Source organism: Mycobacterium sp. NPDC050853 (assembly GCF_040653875.1).
Classification (GTDB): domain Bacteria; phylum Actinomycetota; class Actinomycetes; order Mycobacteriales; family Mycobacteriaceae; genus Mycobacterium.
In genome coordinates this window covers 660,759-676,753 of record NZ_JBFAGW010000001.1, presented here as the reverse complement: position 1 = coordinate 676,753, position 15,995 = coordinate 660,759, and the positions used below count along the sequence as shown (strand labels likewise).

11 protein-coding genes are annotated in these 15,995 nt (G+C 63.3%); 7 read left to right on the top strand and 4 right to left on the bottom strand.

Going from position 1 to position 15,995, the window contains the following annotated elements; all coding sequences use genetic code 11:
* Positions 1-47 precede the first annotated feature (47 nt).
* From AB0H22_RS03200 to AB0H22_RS03175, 6 genes are all read left to right on the top strand, one after another.
* Positions 48-1,178, top strand: a complete 1,131-nt coding sequence (locus AB0H22_RS03200; protein WP_358144717.1) for an ATP-binding cassette domain-containing protein — start codon at positions 48-50, stop codon at positions 1,176-1,178.
* Positions 1,179-1,263: 85 nt separating this feature from the next.
* Positions 1,264-3,444, top strand: a complete 2,181-nt coding sequence (locus AB0H22_RS03195; protein WP_358144715.1) for a molybdopterin-dependent oxidoreductase — start codon at positions 1,264-1,266, stop codon at positions 3,442-3,444.
* A complete protein-coding gene (locus AB0H22_RS03190) occupies positions 3,441-4,214 on the top strand; it encodes a class I SAM-dependent methyltransferase (RefSeq protein ID WP_180748721.1) in 774 nt (257 codons plus the stop codon). Before AB0H22_RS03195 ends, AB0H22_RS03190 begins: the two co-directional genes overlap by 4 nt.
* A 318-nt stretch (positions 4,215-4,532) precedes the next feature.
* Complete coding sequence (locus AB0H22_RS03185) at positions 4,533-8,063, top strand: DNA-directed RNA polymerase subunit beta (RefSeq protein WP_180748720.1); 3,531 nt, start codon at positions 4,533-4,535, stop codon at positions 8,061-8,063.
* 36 nt (positions 8,064-8,099) lie between these two features.
* On the top strand, positions 8,100-12,047 hold the full coding sequence (locus AB0H22_RS03180) for a DNA-directed RNA polymerase subunit beta' (RefSeq protein ID WP_358144713.1): 3,948 nt from the start codon (positions 8,100-8,102) through the stop codon (positions 12,045-12,047).
* A gap of 200 nt (positions 12,048-12,247) precedes the next feature.
* Positions 12,248-13,129 carry a hypothetical protein gene (locus AB0H22_RS03175; RefSeq protein ID WP_358144711.1) on the top strand — a complete coding sequence of 294 codons (882 nt, stop codon included), beginning with the start codon at positions 12,248-12,250 and terminating at the stop codon, positions 13,127-13,129.
* Positions 13,130-13,208: 79 nt separating this feature from the next.
* On the opposite strand, the gene AB0H22_RS03170 is transcribed toward AB0H22_RS03175, so the two are convergent.
* From AB0H22_RS03170 to AB0H22_RS03160, 3 genes are read right to left on the bottom strand one after another with little or no spacing between them, the layout of a single operon-like run.
* Positions 13,209-13,691, bottom strand: a complete 483-nt coding sequence (locus AB0H22_RS03170; protein WP_358144709.1) for an anthrone oxygenase family protein — start codon at positions 13,689-13,691, stop codon at positions 13,209-13,211.
* A complete protein-coding gene (locus AB0H22_RS03165; protein ID WP_358144707.1) occupies positions 13,688-13,897 on the bottom strand; it encodes a hypothetical protein in 210 nt (69 codons plus the stop codon). Before AB0H22_RS03165 ends, AB0H22_RS03170 begins: the two co-directional genes overlap by 4 nt.
* Positions 13,894-14,082 carry a hypothetical protein gene (locus AB0H22_RS03160; RefSeq protein WP_358144705.1) on the bottom strand — a complete coding sequence of 63 codons (189 nt, stop codon included), beginning with the start codon at positions 14,080-14,082 and terminating at the stop codon, positions 13,894-13,896. Before AB0H22_RS03160 ends, AB0H22_RS03165 begins: the two co-directional genes overlap by 4 nt.
* A 165-nt stretch (positions 14,083-14,247) precedes the next feature.
* Here AB0H22_RS03160 and AB0H22_RS03155 point away from each other — a divergent pair, with 165 nt between their 5' ends.
* Positions 14,248-15,651 carry an amino acid permease gene (locus AB0H22_RS03155; protein WP_358144703.1) on the top strand — a complete coding sequence of 468 codons (1,404 nt, stop codon included), beginning with the start codon at positions 14,248-14,250 and terminating at the stop codon, positions 15,649-15,651.
* Here AB0H22_RS03155 and AB0H22_RS03150 read toward each other — a convergent pair.
* On the bottom strand, positions 15,648-15,938 hold the full coding sequence (locus AB0H22_RS03150; RefSeq protein WP_180748715.1) for a DUF1905 domain-containing protein: 291 nt from the start codon (positions 15,936-15,938) through the stop codon (positions 15,648-15,650). The genes AB0H22_RS03155 and AB0H22_RS03150 overlap by 4 nt on opposite strands.
* Positions 15,939-15,995 lie beyond the last annotated feature (57 nt).

The following is a 15,995-nucleotide window of genomic DNA, read 5'->3' as shown; positions in this document are numbered from 1 at the left end:
CTGGCCGGGTTCGTGGCGGAGTGTGCGTGTTGCGGAAGGATCGCCTGGTGGGTGCAGAAGTCTCCGTTGAGGGTTTGACGAAGTCCTTTGGTTCACAACGAATCTGGGAGAACGTCAGCCTGTCCCTGCCGCCGGGTGAGGTCAGCGTGCTGCTGGGGCCGTCCGGTACCGGTAAGTCGGTGTTCCTGAAGTCGCTGATCGGCCTGCTGCGTCCGGAGCAGGGCGCCATCTACGTCGACGGCACCAACATCATGGAGTGTTCCTCCAAGGAGCTGTACGAGATCCGCAAGCTGTTCGGCGTGATGTTCCAGGACGGCGCGCTGTTCGGCTCGATGAACCTGTACGACAACACTGCCTTCCCCTTGCGTGAGCACACCAAGAAGAAGGAATCCGAGATCCGCGACATCGTCATGCAGAAGCTTGACGTCGTGGGTCTGACCGGCCACGAGACCAAGTTCCCCGGTGAGATCTCCGGCGGTATGCGCAAGCGCGCAGGCCTGGCCCGCTCGCTGGTGCTGGACCCACAGATCATCCTCTGCGACGAGCCGGACTCCGGTCTGGACCCGGTGCGTACCGCATACCTGAGCCAGCTGCTCATCGACATCAACGCGCAGATCGACGCCACGATCCTGATCGTGACGCACAACATCAACATCGCCCGGACAGTCCCGGACAACATGGGCATGCTGTACCGCCGCCAACTGGTCATGTTCGGCCCCCGTGAGGTGCTCCTGACCAGTGACGAGCCGGTGATCAGGCAGTTCCTCAACGGTCGCCGCATTGGGCCGATCGGTATGTCCGAGGAAAAGGACGAGGCCACCATGGCCGAGGAGCAGGCCCTCGTCGACGCCGGACACCACGACGGTGGCGTCGAGGAGATCGAGGGTGTGCCGCCGCAGATCATCGCCACTCCCGGTATGCCGGAGCGGGCGGCCGTCGGTCGCCGCCAGGCACGGGTGCGTGAGCTCATGCACTCGCTGCCGCCGAGCGCGCAGGCCGCTATCCAGGACAGCCTTGCCGGCACTCACCAGTTCCCCGTGCACACCTTCGCGGATGAGTCCGGTACCGCGGCGACCGCCACGCTGGCGCCGCCGCATGTCGAAGCGCCAACCCAGCGCATCAACACCCCGGCCGACGACGACACCCCCACGGGCCAGATCCCGCCCGTGCGGCAGTAAGGCGCACACCAGGGGTTGATATTTGCGAACGCACGTTATCGAATGGGGTCCAGCCCTGTTGACGTGCGTGAAAGCGGTGCCGACTATGACAGTCGAAACGAAGTCCACGTATTGCCGTATTTGTGAACCCCTCTGCGGCATGGTCGCCACAGTCGAGGACGGCAAGCTGCTCTCGTTGCGCCCCGACAAAGAGAATCCACTGTCCGCGGGCTTCGCGTGCCAAAAGGGCATTGCCTTTGCCGAGGTCCATAACGACCCCGATCGGGTCACCACCCCGCTGCGACGCACCGCCTCCGGCGAGTTCGAGCCGGTGGATTGGGAAACCGCGATGGCCGATATCGCGGCACGGGTACGTGCGATCCACCGCGCCCACGGATCGGGTGGGCTGGCCTGGTACTTCGGAAATCCGGGCGCGTTCAGCTACTCGCACGTGATGTGGCTTCAGCTGGTGACCAACGGCATTGGTCGCCGATTCCACCTGTTCACGGCGGGATCACAGGACATCAACAATCAGCTCGTCGCCAGCCAGCTTCTCTACGGATCGCCAGTGGTGTTCCCCATCCCAGATATTCCGCGCACCGACTTACTGGTGGTGATCGGTGCGAATCCTGTTGTGTCACATGGTAGTGCGTTATCGATGCCGCGGATCAAGGACGGGATGCGGGAGGTGGTCAAGCGCGGGGGAAGGGTTCTCGTCATCGATCCGCGCCGGACCGAGACGGCATCGGAGTTCGAATGGTTGGGCATCACGCCCGACGGTGACGCCTTCCTGCTGCTGTCCCTCATTCAGGTGATGTTCGCTGAGGGCTTGGTGGATCGTGATCGAATCATCAAGCAGGCCAATGGAATAGATTGGCTCGAAGCGATCGCCAGGGACTTCACTCCCGAGTCCACCGAGGCGCACACCGGCATCGATCCGGAAACCGTGCGACAGCTGGCGCGCGATCTGGCCACCACTCGTCGTGCTGCGGTGTACGGACGCGTCGGCATCTGCCTCGGCGAGAACGGGACGCTGACGAGCTACCTGCTCAACGTCGTGAACCTGGTGGCCGGAAACGCCGACACCCCCGGTGGGCAGGTATTCGGTTCGTTCGGTTTCCCGGGGGAGCGGTATGCGATGAAGGTGGCCGGTGCGGCACTCGGCGCGATCTACCGACGTCGGCGGTCCCGGATTGGCGGTTTCCCCTCCGTGCTCGGCTCCGAACCCGCAGCGCTAATGGCCAAGGAGATGACCACACCGGGCAATGGGCAGGTACACGGGCTGTTCGTGAGTGCGGGCAATCCGGTGCTCTCGGTACCCAACGGAGACGAGCTGGAAGGGGCGCTGAAGCAGCTCGACCTCATGGTCTCGATCGATCTCTATGTCAACGAGACCAATGCCCACGCCGACTACATCCTCCCGGCGACGACGATGTACGAGCGTGAGGATTTCCCGATTCCGTTCACATCGATGCAGCCCACACCGTTCCGTCAGGCCAGCGAGGCTGTGGTGCCGCCGGCGGGGATCGCTCGACAGGAATGGGAGATCATCGACGATCTGATGGCGCGGTTGTGGCGCATGACCCCGGTGCTCGGAGCTGTTCATGGCCTGCGCACGCTGCTGACGTTGTTCGGTGCGCGGCTCAACCCGCGGCCGTTGATCGATCTGATCGTCCGGTTCGGTGAGGGCGGCGACTGGTTCGGATTGCGTCGAAGTGGGGTCAGCTTCCGGAAGCTGGTTGAGCAGCACCCGCACGGCAAGGTGGTGGCACCCATGGTGCGGGCGGGTGGCCTGCGTCGAGCGGTGGTCTATCGCGGTAGTCGAATACGATTGCAACACAAGGAGATAGCGAAAGAGATTGCGTCCCTTGCCGAGCGACACAACGATCCGGAATTCCCTATGCGGTTGATCGGGATGCGGGAGATGCGCTCGGAGAATTCATGGATGCATAATTCGCCGACGCTCATGCGCGGTGCGCGGGTGCAACGTGCCCAGCTGCACGTCGACGACGCCGATCGGTTGGGAATTGCCACGGACGACCGGATCCGAATCCAATCGCCGCATGGGGAGATCGAATTGCCCGCAGCGACGACCAAGGACATCGTTCCCGGTGTTATCGCGGTGCCGCACGGGTGGGGTCACAACCGTGGGGGTGCGTGGCAGACCGCGAACGCGAACCCAGGCGCCAACGTGAATCTGCTGACGTCAAGCGAGCCCGAGGACCTGGAGGCGCTGGCAGGGATGGCGCGCCTCAACGGGGTGCCCGTCAGGGTGGAGCGCGTATGACGGGCGCACAGGACCATGCCCCTGCGGGTACCGCCCTGGAGCAGATCGAGGGTCTGCTCACTGTCCCGGTGCGGACGTCGGGCGAAGGCTATCTCGACATCATGGGTCCACAGAATGTCCGTCTACACCTGGGTCAGCACACGATGCAGAACTCAGTCTTCAGCTGGGTGTACGACAGGTTCTGGCGGTCATTCGCCTTCGCGGTTCTGACCGCGCAGTCGGGGACCAGGGAGACCGAACGGGCGCTGCACCTGCTGGCGATCGAGCCCGGCGACCGGGTGCTCGATGTCGCGTGTGGCCCCGGGAACACCGCGCGACGGGCGGTGCGGGCTGTTGGTGCGGACGGATTGGTAGTCGGGCTGGATGCGGCCGCCAACATGCTCGCCGAGGCGGTTGCGAATCCCACCCACCAGGGGCAGGCGGGTCAGCTCGGATTCCTCCGTGCCGACGGCGTGCGGCTGCCGTTTCCCGACGACACCTTCGACGCGGTGTCCTGTTATGGAGCGCTGTACTTCATGGAGGATCCGGACACGGTGGTCGGCGAGATGATTCGTGTTCTGAAACCGGGTGGCCGGATCGCGATTCTCACCTCGTGCCTGCGTGGCCCCAGGTTCACCCATTCCAGTCAGCGTCTGTTCGCGCGGCCGATGTCATTCCGCATGTTCGATCGTGCTCACTTCCCCCGGGTGCTCATCCGACATGGGTTAACCGACCAGCGGCAGTACGTCTCCGGGCTCAGTCAGACGCTTGGGGCCGTCAAGCCCGGCTGACACGGCAGTCTGCGTATATGTAAGGGCAAAAAAGAAACGCCGAAAATACTGCCGCTATCTCTTGACGGGCGGCGTGCGACGCGTCACTCTGTTTGGCAGCACGGACTTATGCGGAACGCAGCCAGGTGGGCATCGAGGCGCCAGCCAGCGCTGATCCGCATAATTGACCGGGCAGTTGAAGGCTGCGCGATAGTACGCTATTGTTAGACGTTGCGCTGGCTGCCTCCTGCCCACCTTCCCCCGCCACGACGGCGTTGGTTCATGTTGTGACCGATCGGGTGTGTGTGTTTGGTCGTCTGCTGGCGCAAAAAATCGCAGATGCGCGGCAACACTGGAGGACCGATCTTGGCAGTCTCTCGCCAGACTAAGACCGATAACGCAACTACTAACTCCGTTCCTGGGGCACCTAGCCGACTTTCCTTCGCCAAGCTGCGCGAACCTCTTGAGGTTCCCGGCCTGCTCGATGTACAGACGGATTCCTTTGAATGGTTGGTTGGCGCGCCGCGTTGGCGTGAGGTTGCGACTGCCCGTGGTGAGGTGAACCCGACCGGCGGCCTTGAGGAGATCCTCACGGAACTCTCGCCGATCGAGGACTTCTCCGGCTCGATGTCGCTGTCCTTCAGCGACCCGCGCTTCGACGAGGTCAAGGCACCCGTCGACGAGTGCAAAGACAAGGACATGACGTACGCGGCCCCGCTGTTCGTCACGGCGGAGTTCATCAACAACAACACCGGCGAGATCAAGAGCCAGACGGTCTTCATGGGTGACTTCCCGATGATGACCGACATGGGCACCTTCATCATCAACGGCACCGAGCGTGTTGTCGTCTCGCAGCTCGTCCGTTCGCCGGGCGTCTACTTCGACGAGAACATCGACAAGTCGACCGAGAAGACCCTGCACAGCGTCAAGGTCATCCCGGGTCGCGGCGCGTGGCTCGAGTTCGACGTTGACAAGCGCGACACCGTCGGCGTCCGCATCGACCGCAAGCGCCGCCAGCCCGTCACCGTGCTGCTGAAGGCACTCGGCTGGACCAACGAGCAGATCGTCGAGCGCTTCGGGTTCTCCGAGATCATGATGGGGACCCTGGAGAAGGACAACATCGCCGGCCCCGACGAGGCGCTGCTGGACATCTACCGCAAGCTGCGCCCGGGCGAGCCGCCGACCAAGGAGTCCGCGCAGGCCCTGCTGGAGAACCTGTTCTTCAAGGAGAAGCGTTACGACCTCGCGCGCGTGGGTCGCTACAAGGTGAACAAGAAGCTGGGCCTTGGCGGTGCCAACCCGGCTCTGGTGACCACGACCACCCTCAACGAGGAAGACGTCGTCGCCACCATCGAGTACCTGGTGCGCCTGCACGAGGGCCAGACCGCGATGACCGCCCCCGGCGGTCTCGAGGTTCCCGTCGAGGTCGATGACATCGACCACTTCGGCAACCGTCGTCTGCGTACCGTCGGCGAGCTGATTCAGAACCAGATCCGCGTCGGTCTGTCGCGCATGGAACGTGTCGTGCGTGAGCGCATGACCACTCAGGACGTCGAGGCGATCACCCCGCAGACCCTGATCAACATCCGGCCTGTCGTGGCGGCGATCAAGGAATTCTTCGGCACCAGCCAGCTGTCGCAGTTCATGGACCAGAACAACCCGCTGTCGGGCCTCACCCACAAGCGCCGCCTGTCGGCGCTGGGCCCCGGTGGTCTGACCCGTGACCGTGCCGGCCTGGACGTCCGTGACGTGCACCCCTCGCACTACGGCCGCATGTGCCCGATCGAGACGCCGGAAGGCCCGAACATCGGCCTTATCGGATCGCTGTCGGTGTACGCGCGGGTCAACCCGTTCGGCTTCATCGAGACCCCGTACCGCAAGGTTTCCGAGGGTGTCGTCACCGATGAGATCCGCTACTTGACCGCCGACGAAGAGGACCGCCACGTCGTGGCGCAGGCCAATTCGCCGACCGACGACACGGGCCGGTTCACTGAGGACCGCGTGCTGGTGCGCCGCAAGGGTGGCGAGGTCGAGTTCGTCCCGTCGACTGATGTCGATTACATGGACGTCTCGCCGCGCCAGATGGTGTCCGTCGCGACCGCGATGATTCCGTTCCTCGAGCACGACGATGCCAACCGTGCCCTGATGGGTGCCAACATGCAGCGCCAGGCGGTTCCGCTGGTACGCAGCGAGGCCCCGCTGGTCGGTACCGGTATGGAGCTGCGTGCCGCCATCGACGCCGGTGACGTTGTCATCGCGGAGAAGGCCGGTGTCATCGAAGAGGTGTCCGCCGACTACATCACCGTGATGGCCGACGACGGCAGCCGCCAGAGCTACCGGCTGCGCAAGTTCGCGCGGTCCAACCACGGCACCTGTGCCAACCAGCGCCCGATCGTGGACGAAAGTCAGCGTGTCGAGGTCGGCCAGGTTCTCGCCGACGGTCCTTGCACCGAAAACGGCGAGATGGCCCTCGGTAAGAACCTGCTCGTGGCGATCATGCCGTGGGAAGGCCACAACTACGAGGACGCCATCATCCTGTCCAACCGCCTGGTGGAAGAGGATGTGCTCACTTCGATTCACATCGAAGAGCACGAGATCGATGCTCGCGACACCAAGCTGGGCGCCGAGGAGATCACCCGGGATATCCCGAACGTCTCCGATGAGGTGCTGGCCGATCTCGACGAGCGCGGCATCATCCGCATCGGTGCCGAGGTCCGCGATGGCGACATCCTCGTCGGCAAGGTCACCCCGAAGGGTGAGACTGAGCTGACCCCTGAGGAGCGTCTGCTGCGTGCCATCTTCGGTGAGAAGGCCCGCGAGGTCCGTGACACCTCCCTGAAGGTGCCGCACGGTGAGTCCGGCAAGGTCATCGGCATCCGCGTCTTCTCGCGTGATGACGATGACGATCTGCCTGCCGGTGTCAACGAGCTGGTCCGGGTCTATGTCGCGCAGAAGCGCAAGATCTCCGACGGTGACAAGCTGGCCGGACGCCACGGCAACAAGGGCGTCATCGGCAAGATCTTGCCCGCGGAGGACATGCCGTTCCTGCCTGATGGGACCCCGGTCGACGTCATCCTGAACACACACGGTGTGCCGCGTCGTATGAACATCGGCCAGATCCTGGAGACCCACCTGGGGTGGGTAGCCAAGACCGGCTGGGATGTTCAGAAGGGCGGCTCTGCCGGAATTCCCGAGTGGGCGTCGAAGCTGCCGGCGGACATGTTGTCGGCCCCGGCTGATACCCGCACGGCCACCCCGGTGTTCGACGGTGCCCGCGAGGAGGAGCTGACCGGACTGCTGTCCTCGACGCTGCCCAACCGGGATGGCGAGGTCATGGTGGACGGTGACGGTAAGGCGCGGCTGTTCGACGGCCGTAGCGGCGAGCCGTTCCCGTATCCGATAACCGTCGGCTACATGTACATCCTGAAGCTGCACCACTTGGTCGACGACAAGATCCACGCACGCTCGACCGGCCCGTACTCGATGATCACCCAGCAGCCGCTTGGTGGTAAGGCGCAGTTCGGTGGCCAGCGGTTCGGCGAGATGGAGTGCTGGGCCATGCAGGCCTACGGCGCCGCGTACACACTGCAGGAGCTATTGACCATCAAGTCCGACGACACCGTCGGCCGGGTCAAGGTGTACGAGGCAATCGTCAAGGGCGAGAACATTCCCGAACCGGGTATCCCGGAGTCGTTCAAGGTTCTGCTCAAGGAACTCCAGTCGCTGTGCCTCAACGTGGAGGTGCTGTCCAAGGACGGTGCCGCCATCGAGATGCGCGATGGCGACGACGAGGACCTGGAGCGGGCAGCCGCGAACCTGGGAATCAACCTGTCCCGCAACGAATCTGCGTCCATTGAGGACTTCGCCTAATCCGATTTCTATCCCGCAAGGGGAAAGGGAGTTTACGTGCTCGACGTTAACTTCTTCGATGAACTTCGTATCGGCCTCGCGTCGGCGGATGACATCCGTAATTGGTCCTTCGGCGAAGTCAAGAAGCCGGAAACCATCAACTACCGCACGCTGAAGCCCGAGAAGGACGGCCTCTTCTGCGAGAAGATCTTCGGACCTACTCGCGACTGGGAGTGCTACTGCGGCAAGTACAAGCGTGTGCGCTTCAAGGGCATCATCTGCGAGCGCTGCGGCGTCGAGGTGACTCGTGCCAAGGTGCGCCGTGAGCGGATGGGCCATATCGAACTGGCCGCTCCGGTCACGCACATCTGGTATTTCAAGGGCGTGCCATCTCGTCTCGGTTACCTGCTCGACCTGGCGCCGAAGGATCTCGAAAAGATCATCTACTTCGCCGCTTACGTCATCACCGCGGTCGACACCGAGCTGCGCCACAACGAGCTCTCGACGCTCGAGGCCGAGATGGAGGTCGAGAAGAAGGCCGTCGCGGATCAGCGTGATACCGACCTGGAGGCCCGTGCCCAGAAGCTCGAGGCCGACCTGGCCGAGCTGGAGGCCGAGGGTGCCAAGTCCGATGTGCGCCGCAAGGTGCGCGACGGTGGTGAGCGTGAGATGCGCCAGCTGCGCGATCGGTCCCAGCGTGAGCTGGACCGGCTCGACGAGATCTGGACCACCTTCACCAAGCTCTCCGTCCAGCAGCTGATCGTCGACGAGCTGCTCTACCGCGAGATCGTGGACCGCTACGGCGAGTACTTCACCGGTGCCATGGGTGCCGAGGCCGTACAGAAGCTCATCCAGAACTTCGATATCCCCGCCGAGGCCGAGAACCTGCGCGAGACCATCCGCAGTGGCAAGGGGCAGAAGAAGCTTCGCGCACTCAAGCGGCTCAAGGTGGTGGCGGCGTTCCAGAACTCCACCAACACCCCGGGTGGCATGGTGCTCGACGCGGTGCCGGTGATCCCACCGGAGCTGCGCCCGATGGTTCAGCTCGACGGTGGCCGCTTCGCGACCTCCGACCTGAACGACCTGTACCGCCGTGTCATCAACCGCAACAACCGCCTCAAGCGACTGATCGATCTGGGTGCGCCCGAGATCATCGTCAACAACGAGAAGCGGATGCTGCAAGAGTCCGTGGACGCACTGTTCGACAACGGCCGTCGTGGACGTCCGGTCACCGGACCGGGTAACCGTCCGCTGAAGTCGCTGTCGGATCTGCTCAAGGGCAAGCAGGGCCGGTTCCGTCAGAACCTGCTCGGTAAGCGCGTCGACTACTCGGGCCGTTCGGTCATCGTGGTCGGTCCGCAGCTCAAGCTGCACCAGTGCGGTCTGCCCAAGCTGATGGCTCTGGAGCTGTTCAAGCCGTTCGTGATGAAGCGCTTGGTCGATCTGAACCACGCGCAGAACATCAAGAGCGCCAAGCGGATGGTGGAGCGCCAGCGTGCCCAGGTGTGGGATGTCCTCGAAGAGGTCATTGCCGAGCACCCGGTGCTGCTGAACCGTGCACCAACCCTGCACCGCCTGGGTATCCAGGCCTTCGAGCCGCAGCTGGTGGAAGGCAAGGCAATTCAGCTGCACCCGCTGGTGTGTGAGGCGTTCAACGCCGACTTCGACGGTGACCAGATGGCCGTGCACCTGCCGCTGTCCGCGGAGGCGCAGGCCGAGGCGCGCATCCTGATGCTCTCCTCGAACAACATCCTGTCTCCCGCGTCGGGCCGCCCGTTGGCCATGCCGCGTCTGGACATGGTGACCGGTCTGTACTTCCTGACTACCGAGATCCCAGGCGACATCGGCGCGCGTACGCCGGCCGCCAAGGATCGGCCGGAGACGGGTGTCTACAGCTCGACCGCCGAAGCCATCATGGCCTTGGATCGTGGCGCGCTCAGCGTGCGGGCACCGATCCGGGTGCGGCTCACCCAGCAGCGCCCGCCGGCCGAAGTCGAAGCTGAGCTATTCGAAAACGGTTGGCGCCCAGGTGATGCCTGGATCGCCGAGACCACGCTGGGCCGCGTGCTGTTCAACGAACTGCTGCCTCACGGGTACCCGTTCGTGAACAAGCAGATGCACAAGAAGGTGCAGTCGGCGATCATCAACGACCTCGCCGAGCGGTTCCCGATGATCGTGGTCGCTCAGACCGTCGACAAGCTCAAGGACGCTGGTTTCCACTGGGCCACGCGTTCGGGCGTCACGGTGTCGATGGCCGACGTGCTGGTGCCGCCGCAGAAGGCGGAGATCCTCGACCGCTACGAGAAGGAAGCGGAGCGGATCGAAAAGCAGTACCAGCGTGGTGCTTTGAACCACCAGGAGCGGCGCGAGGCGCTGGTCAAGATCTGGCAGGAAGCCACCGACGAGGTCGGTAAGGCACTGGAGGAGCACTACCCGGAAGACAACCCGATCACCTTGCTGCCCAAGTCCGGCGCGACCGGCAACATGACCCAGGTGCGCAACCTGGCGGGCATGAAGGGTCTGGTGACCAACCCGAAGGGTGAGTACATCCCGAGGCCGATCAAGTCCTCCTTCCGTGAGGGCCTGACCGTTCTGGAGTACTTCATCAACACGCACGGCGCCCGTAAGGGTCTGGCGGACACCGCGCTTCGTACCGCGGACTCGGGTTACCTGACTCGTCGTCTGGTTGACGTCTCGCAGGATGTCATCGTCCGCGAGCAGGACTGTGGCACCGAGCGCGGCATCAATGTGACCATCGCCGAGAAGCAGGCCGACGGCACGCTGATCCGCGATGCGCATATCGAAACCTCCGCCTACGCACGGACTCTCGCCGCGGATGCGGTGGATGCCGATGGCAACGTGCTGGTGGAGCGTGGACACGATCTGGGCGATCCCTCGATCGAGAAGCTGCTCAGTGCGGGTGTCACCCAGGTCAAGGTGCGGTCGGTGCTTACCTGCACCACGGGCACCGGGGTCTGCGCGATGTGCTACGGCCGCTCGATGGCGACCGGCAAGATCGTCGACATCGGCGAGGCGGCGGGCATCGTGGCCGCGCAGTCGATCGGTGAGCCCGGTACCCAGCTGACCATGCGTACCTTCCACCAGGGTGGCGTCGGCGACGACATCACCGGTGGTCTGCCGCGTGTCACCGAGCTGTTCGAGGCGCGAGTTCCCAAGGGCAAGGCACCAATTGCCGATGTCACCGGACGAGTGCGTCTGGAAGAGGGTGAGCGCTTCTACAAGATCACCGTCATCCCGGACGACGGTGGCGAGGAAGTCATCTACGACAAGCTCTCCAAGCGTCAGCGCCTGCGCGTCTTCAAGCATGAGGACGGCTCCGAGCGTCCGCTGGCCGACGGCGACCACGTCGAGGTTGGACAGCAGCTCATGGAGGGTGCGGCCGACCCGCACGAGGTGCTCCGTGTGATGGGCCCGCGCCAGGTGCAGGTGCACTTGGTCAGCGAGGTCCAGGAGGTGTACCGCAGCCAGGGTGTGTCGATCCACGACAAGCACATCGAGGTCATCGTGCGCCAGATGCTGCGTCGTGTGACGGTCATCGACTCGGGCGCAACGGAATTCCTGCCCGGCTCGCTCACCGAGCGTGGCGAGTTCGAGGCCGCGAACCGTCGCGTGGTGGCCGAGGGCAACGAGCCCGCGGCCGGCCGTCCGGTGCTGATGGGTATCACCAAGGCATCGCTGGCCACCGACTCGTGGCTGTCGGCGGCGTCCTTCCAGGAGACCACTCGCGTGCTGACCGATGCGGCCATCAACTGCCGCAGCGACAGGCTGAATGGTCTGAAGGAGAACGTCATCATCGGTAAGTTGATCCCGGCCGGTACCGGTATCAACCGTTACCGCAACATCTCGGTGCAGCCGACCGAAGAGGCGCGGGCTGCCGCGTACACGATCCCGTCATACGAGGACGCGTACTACAGCCCCGACTTCGGCAGCAACACCGGTGCTGCGGTGCCGCTGGACGACTATGGCTACAGCGACTACCGCTAGTTCGTAAGCACGAAGAGGCCCCCGGGAGATTTCCCGGGGGCCTTTTCGTTTCGTCAGTTCCTCACCCTTTCCCCGCGAGCAGACGCTTAGTGCACAACCATCCTGGGATTCGTGTGCACTAAGCGTCTGCTCGCGATGGTGTTATCCACAGAACCCGATTGGGTATTTCGAACAGGCGTGTCCATGGGCAGGCTCGTGTGATGGGTCTCGACTGGGCGCTGTCCATGGGCGGTGGCGTCGCGATGCGGAGTCAGCTGCTGGAGGTTCTCGGCAGGCGTGGTCTGGACGAAGCGGTAGCCAATCGCAAAGTGATCCGCCAGTATCGTGGCGTCTATACGGCGCCGGAACCTGGTATAGCGGTACGGCTGAAGGCCTTGGATCTGTTCATAGGTGAGAAGGCAGTCGCGTGCATGTTCACAGCAGCCGCGCTGCACGGATTCGATACCGAGCGGCCCGAGGAATTGCACGTCTACGACCTGGGACGGAGGCTACGGCCGACTCCTAACCTGGTTGTCCACCAACGCGATGGCGCACCGTTGTCCAAATTGGATGGACGTCTCATGAGTACTGCGCCCTGGACCGCGATTGAGTGCGCCCGCGCCATCCGACGCGGCCGAGCGCTGGGTGTGCTCGACGCGGTGTTGCGCAGCAGACTGTGCAGCGTCGCTGACCTCGCCCGCGCGGCGGATGTCCAGCGTGGCAGGCGGGGGATCGTCAGGGTCCGTGAGCTCTTGCCGCTGGCCGACGGACGAGCCGAGTCGGCGATGGAGAGTGAATCTCGTCTCGTCATGATCGACGGTGGGCTTCCATTGCCCGAGTTGCAGTTTGAGATCTTTGATCGTTGCGGTGAGCTGTGGCGAGTCGACTTCGCGTGGCCTGATATACGGCTTGCCGCGGAGTACGACAGCATCGAATGGCACGCGAGTCGAGAAGGAATGCTGCGTGACAAGATGCGAACCGCTCGGTTGCAGGAATGTGGTTGGACTATCGTCCCGATCACGGTCGAGGATGTGCGACGCGATCCCATCGGCCTGGTCGCGCGTATCCGGCATCACCTGAGCGTTGCCCGAAAGGCTGGGTGAGCAGACGCTTAGTGCACAGCCGTCCTGGAGTTTGTGTGCACTAAGCGTCTGCTCGCGGGGAAGGGTGGGTGGGCTGGGGCTACCGACGCACCAGACCAGTCACCAGCAGAGCCGTTCCAACGATCCCGGAGGCCACCCGCAGGTGATTCCATGCTGTCCACTGTGACAGGTATTGCCGCCAGAATTGCTGTCCATCAACGCTGTTCACATCGACCATGTCCAGCCGTCCGTTCAACGGAATGTTGAACACCACGGTGACGACGAACGTGCCCACAAAACAGATGGCCGCGCCGGCCACAATCCACCACGAGCGGTGTGACCCGGCCATGGCCAGCACGCCCGCCGCAACGGCGCAGAGCGCCGACCCGAGGAACACCACCAGGAACACGGGATTGACGATCATCCGGTTGATGGACTGCATCGTCGCGGCACCCGCTGCCGCCGTCTGCTGACCGAGCGCCGGCATGACCGCGGCGGAGAATGCGAACAGCAGTCCAGTCAACGTTCCGTTGAGAAGGACTGCCGCACCGTCGATCACATCGAATGACGCCTTCGTGTTCATACCTCTCTTTCTATCCGCGAGCGGGCGCGCATGTGTCGGAATACGTCGACAAGCACTGTTGGGGCTATCAGCCACTCAAGGAACATGTCGACGGGGATCAGCGGGCCGAACACCGGGCAGTGATGTCGGAACTCGGCATAGAAGAAACCCTGAGTGGCCGTCAGCAGTGCGAAGGCCGCCCAGTAGATTGCCCACGGATAGCTCACCGCCAACCCCGGCCTGCCGACCACGCGCATTGCGAGCGGGCCAGAGTCGCTACGGCCGCGGCGATGCTGTACACGGCCCACCAGCGGCACGGATCGAGATTGAGCTGACCGGCGATGATGGCGAAGGGGAACGCAACGATCAGCATCAGCAACATATGGGGCCGGATGGATGATGATTTTCTCACGCCAGAAACCTATGGAGCCAAGCGATATCGGCGTAGCGCATAACTACCTACTGTCGCCCCGCAATTCCACTCGATTGTCCGGCGACGCCCTCTCAGCAGGCGCGTATTGCACGACCGTCCTGGGATTACTGTGCAAGAAGTGTCTACTCACGTAATGATGTTCCGATGACCGTTGCCAATTCCGAATCCGAGACACCCGACGCCGGATATTCACGTGGACTGTCTGCCCGCACGGTGCAAATGATCGCGATCGGCGGTGCCATCGGTACGGGCCTGTTCTACGGGGCGGGCGGTGCGATCGAGAAGGCGGGACCGGCGCTCATCTTGGCCTACCTGGTCGCGGGCCTCGCCATCTTCGTGATCATGCGTGCGCTCGGTGAACTGCTGGTCTATCGGCCGGTGTCGGGCAGCATCTCGGAGTACGCCGAGGAATTCATGGGGCGCTTCGCCGGATTCGCGAACGGCTGGACGTACTGGGCGGTGTGGGCCACAACCTGTATGGCCGAGATCACCGTCGCCGGCGTATATATCCAACGCTGGTGGCCCGGTGTCCCGCAGTGGGTCACCGCCTTGACGGTTCTTCTCATCCTGTTCGCGGCCAACTTGATATCGGTGAAGATCTTCGGTGAGGCCGAGTTCTGGTTCTCGATGATTAAGGTGACTGCGATCGTAGGCATGATCATCATCGGTATTGGTGTGCTGCTTCCCATTTCGGGTCTGGGGCCTGAATCTGGCCCCGCCGTTGCCAACCTGTGGAACGACGGTGGGTTCTTCCCGACGGGCTTCAGCCAGGCCTTATTGAGCCTGCAGATCGTGGTGTTCGCGTATGTCGGCGTTGAGCTCGTCGGAGTCACGGCGGGGGAGGCCGAGAACCCTAAAGTAACGCTGCGCAAGGCGATTAACACATTGCCGTTCCGCATCGGGTTGTTCTACGTAGGCGCGCTGATCGTGATCCTCTCGATCCAGGGTTGGCAGAATTACCACAAAGGTGAGAGTCCCTTCGTCGCTGTGTTCGAGTACCTCAACATTCCGCAGGCCGCGAACATAGTGAACTTCATCTTGCTCACCGCGGCGCTTTCCTCCTGTAACTCGGGCATCTATTCGACAGGACGGATGGTGCGCAGCCTGGCGCAGCGCGGCGACGCCCCCGTGGGTCTACAGGCGTTGAGTTCACGTCACGTCCCGCTGTTGGCCATCTGCTTCTCGACGCTCACAATGGGTATCGGCGTGTTCGTCAACTGGCTTTCGCCGGACAAGGCATTCGCCTACATCACTTCGGTATCCACCATCGGCATCATTTTCGTGTGGGGTTCAATCCTGTTGTGCCACCTGATTTATCGGAAGCGGGTCGCCGCCGGAGAACTGCCTGCCTCGGATTACAGGCTGCCTGGTGCGCCCGTGACGAATCTGTTGGCGCTGGCCTTTCTGGCGCTCGTGGTGGTGCTCTTGTTCTTCACAGAGGACGGTCGCACCGCCCTCGTGGTAGGTCTGGTGTGGTTTGTGATTGTGGTGCTCGGTTACTTCGTGCACCACGGAGAGCCGGCGCAGCAAGAGAAGCAGGACGCCTAGCTGCGGTCCGCGTCGAGACGGAGCTCGACGGTCACCCGGTCTCCGGGCCCCTTGCCCAGCTGTGCCTGAATGTCCTTGCGTACCCCGAGAAGATGCTTACCGCCGTACGGTGCCAGGGATCCCGTGTAAGTCACCGAGCCGTCGAATACCACCCGCACTGGTACTCGGGCCTTGACGCCGAAGGTATCGACCACGGAAAAGGGGAACTCGACGTACGCGCCGGGGCCCTCGGGCTTCTCGATCATCGCATCGAAGGTGATGGTGCCGGGATCGCGGTACTCCACCATAAAGTGAGCGTAACGGGGCGCCCGTACCGTCGGTATGGGGTGCGGGCGCCCCATCGC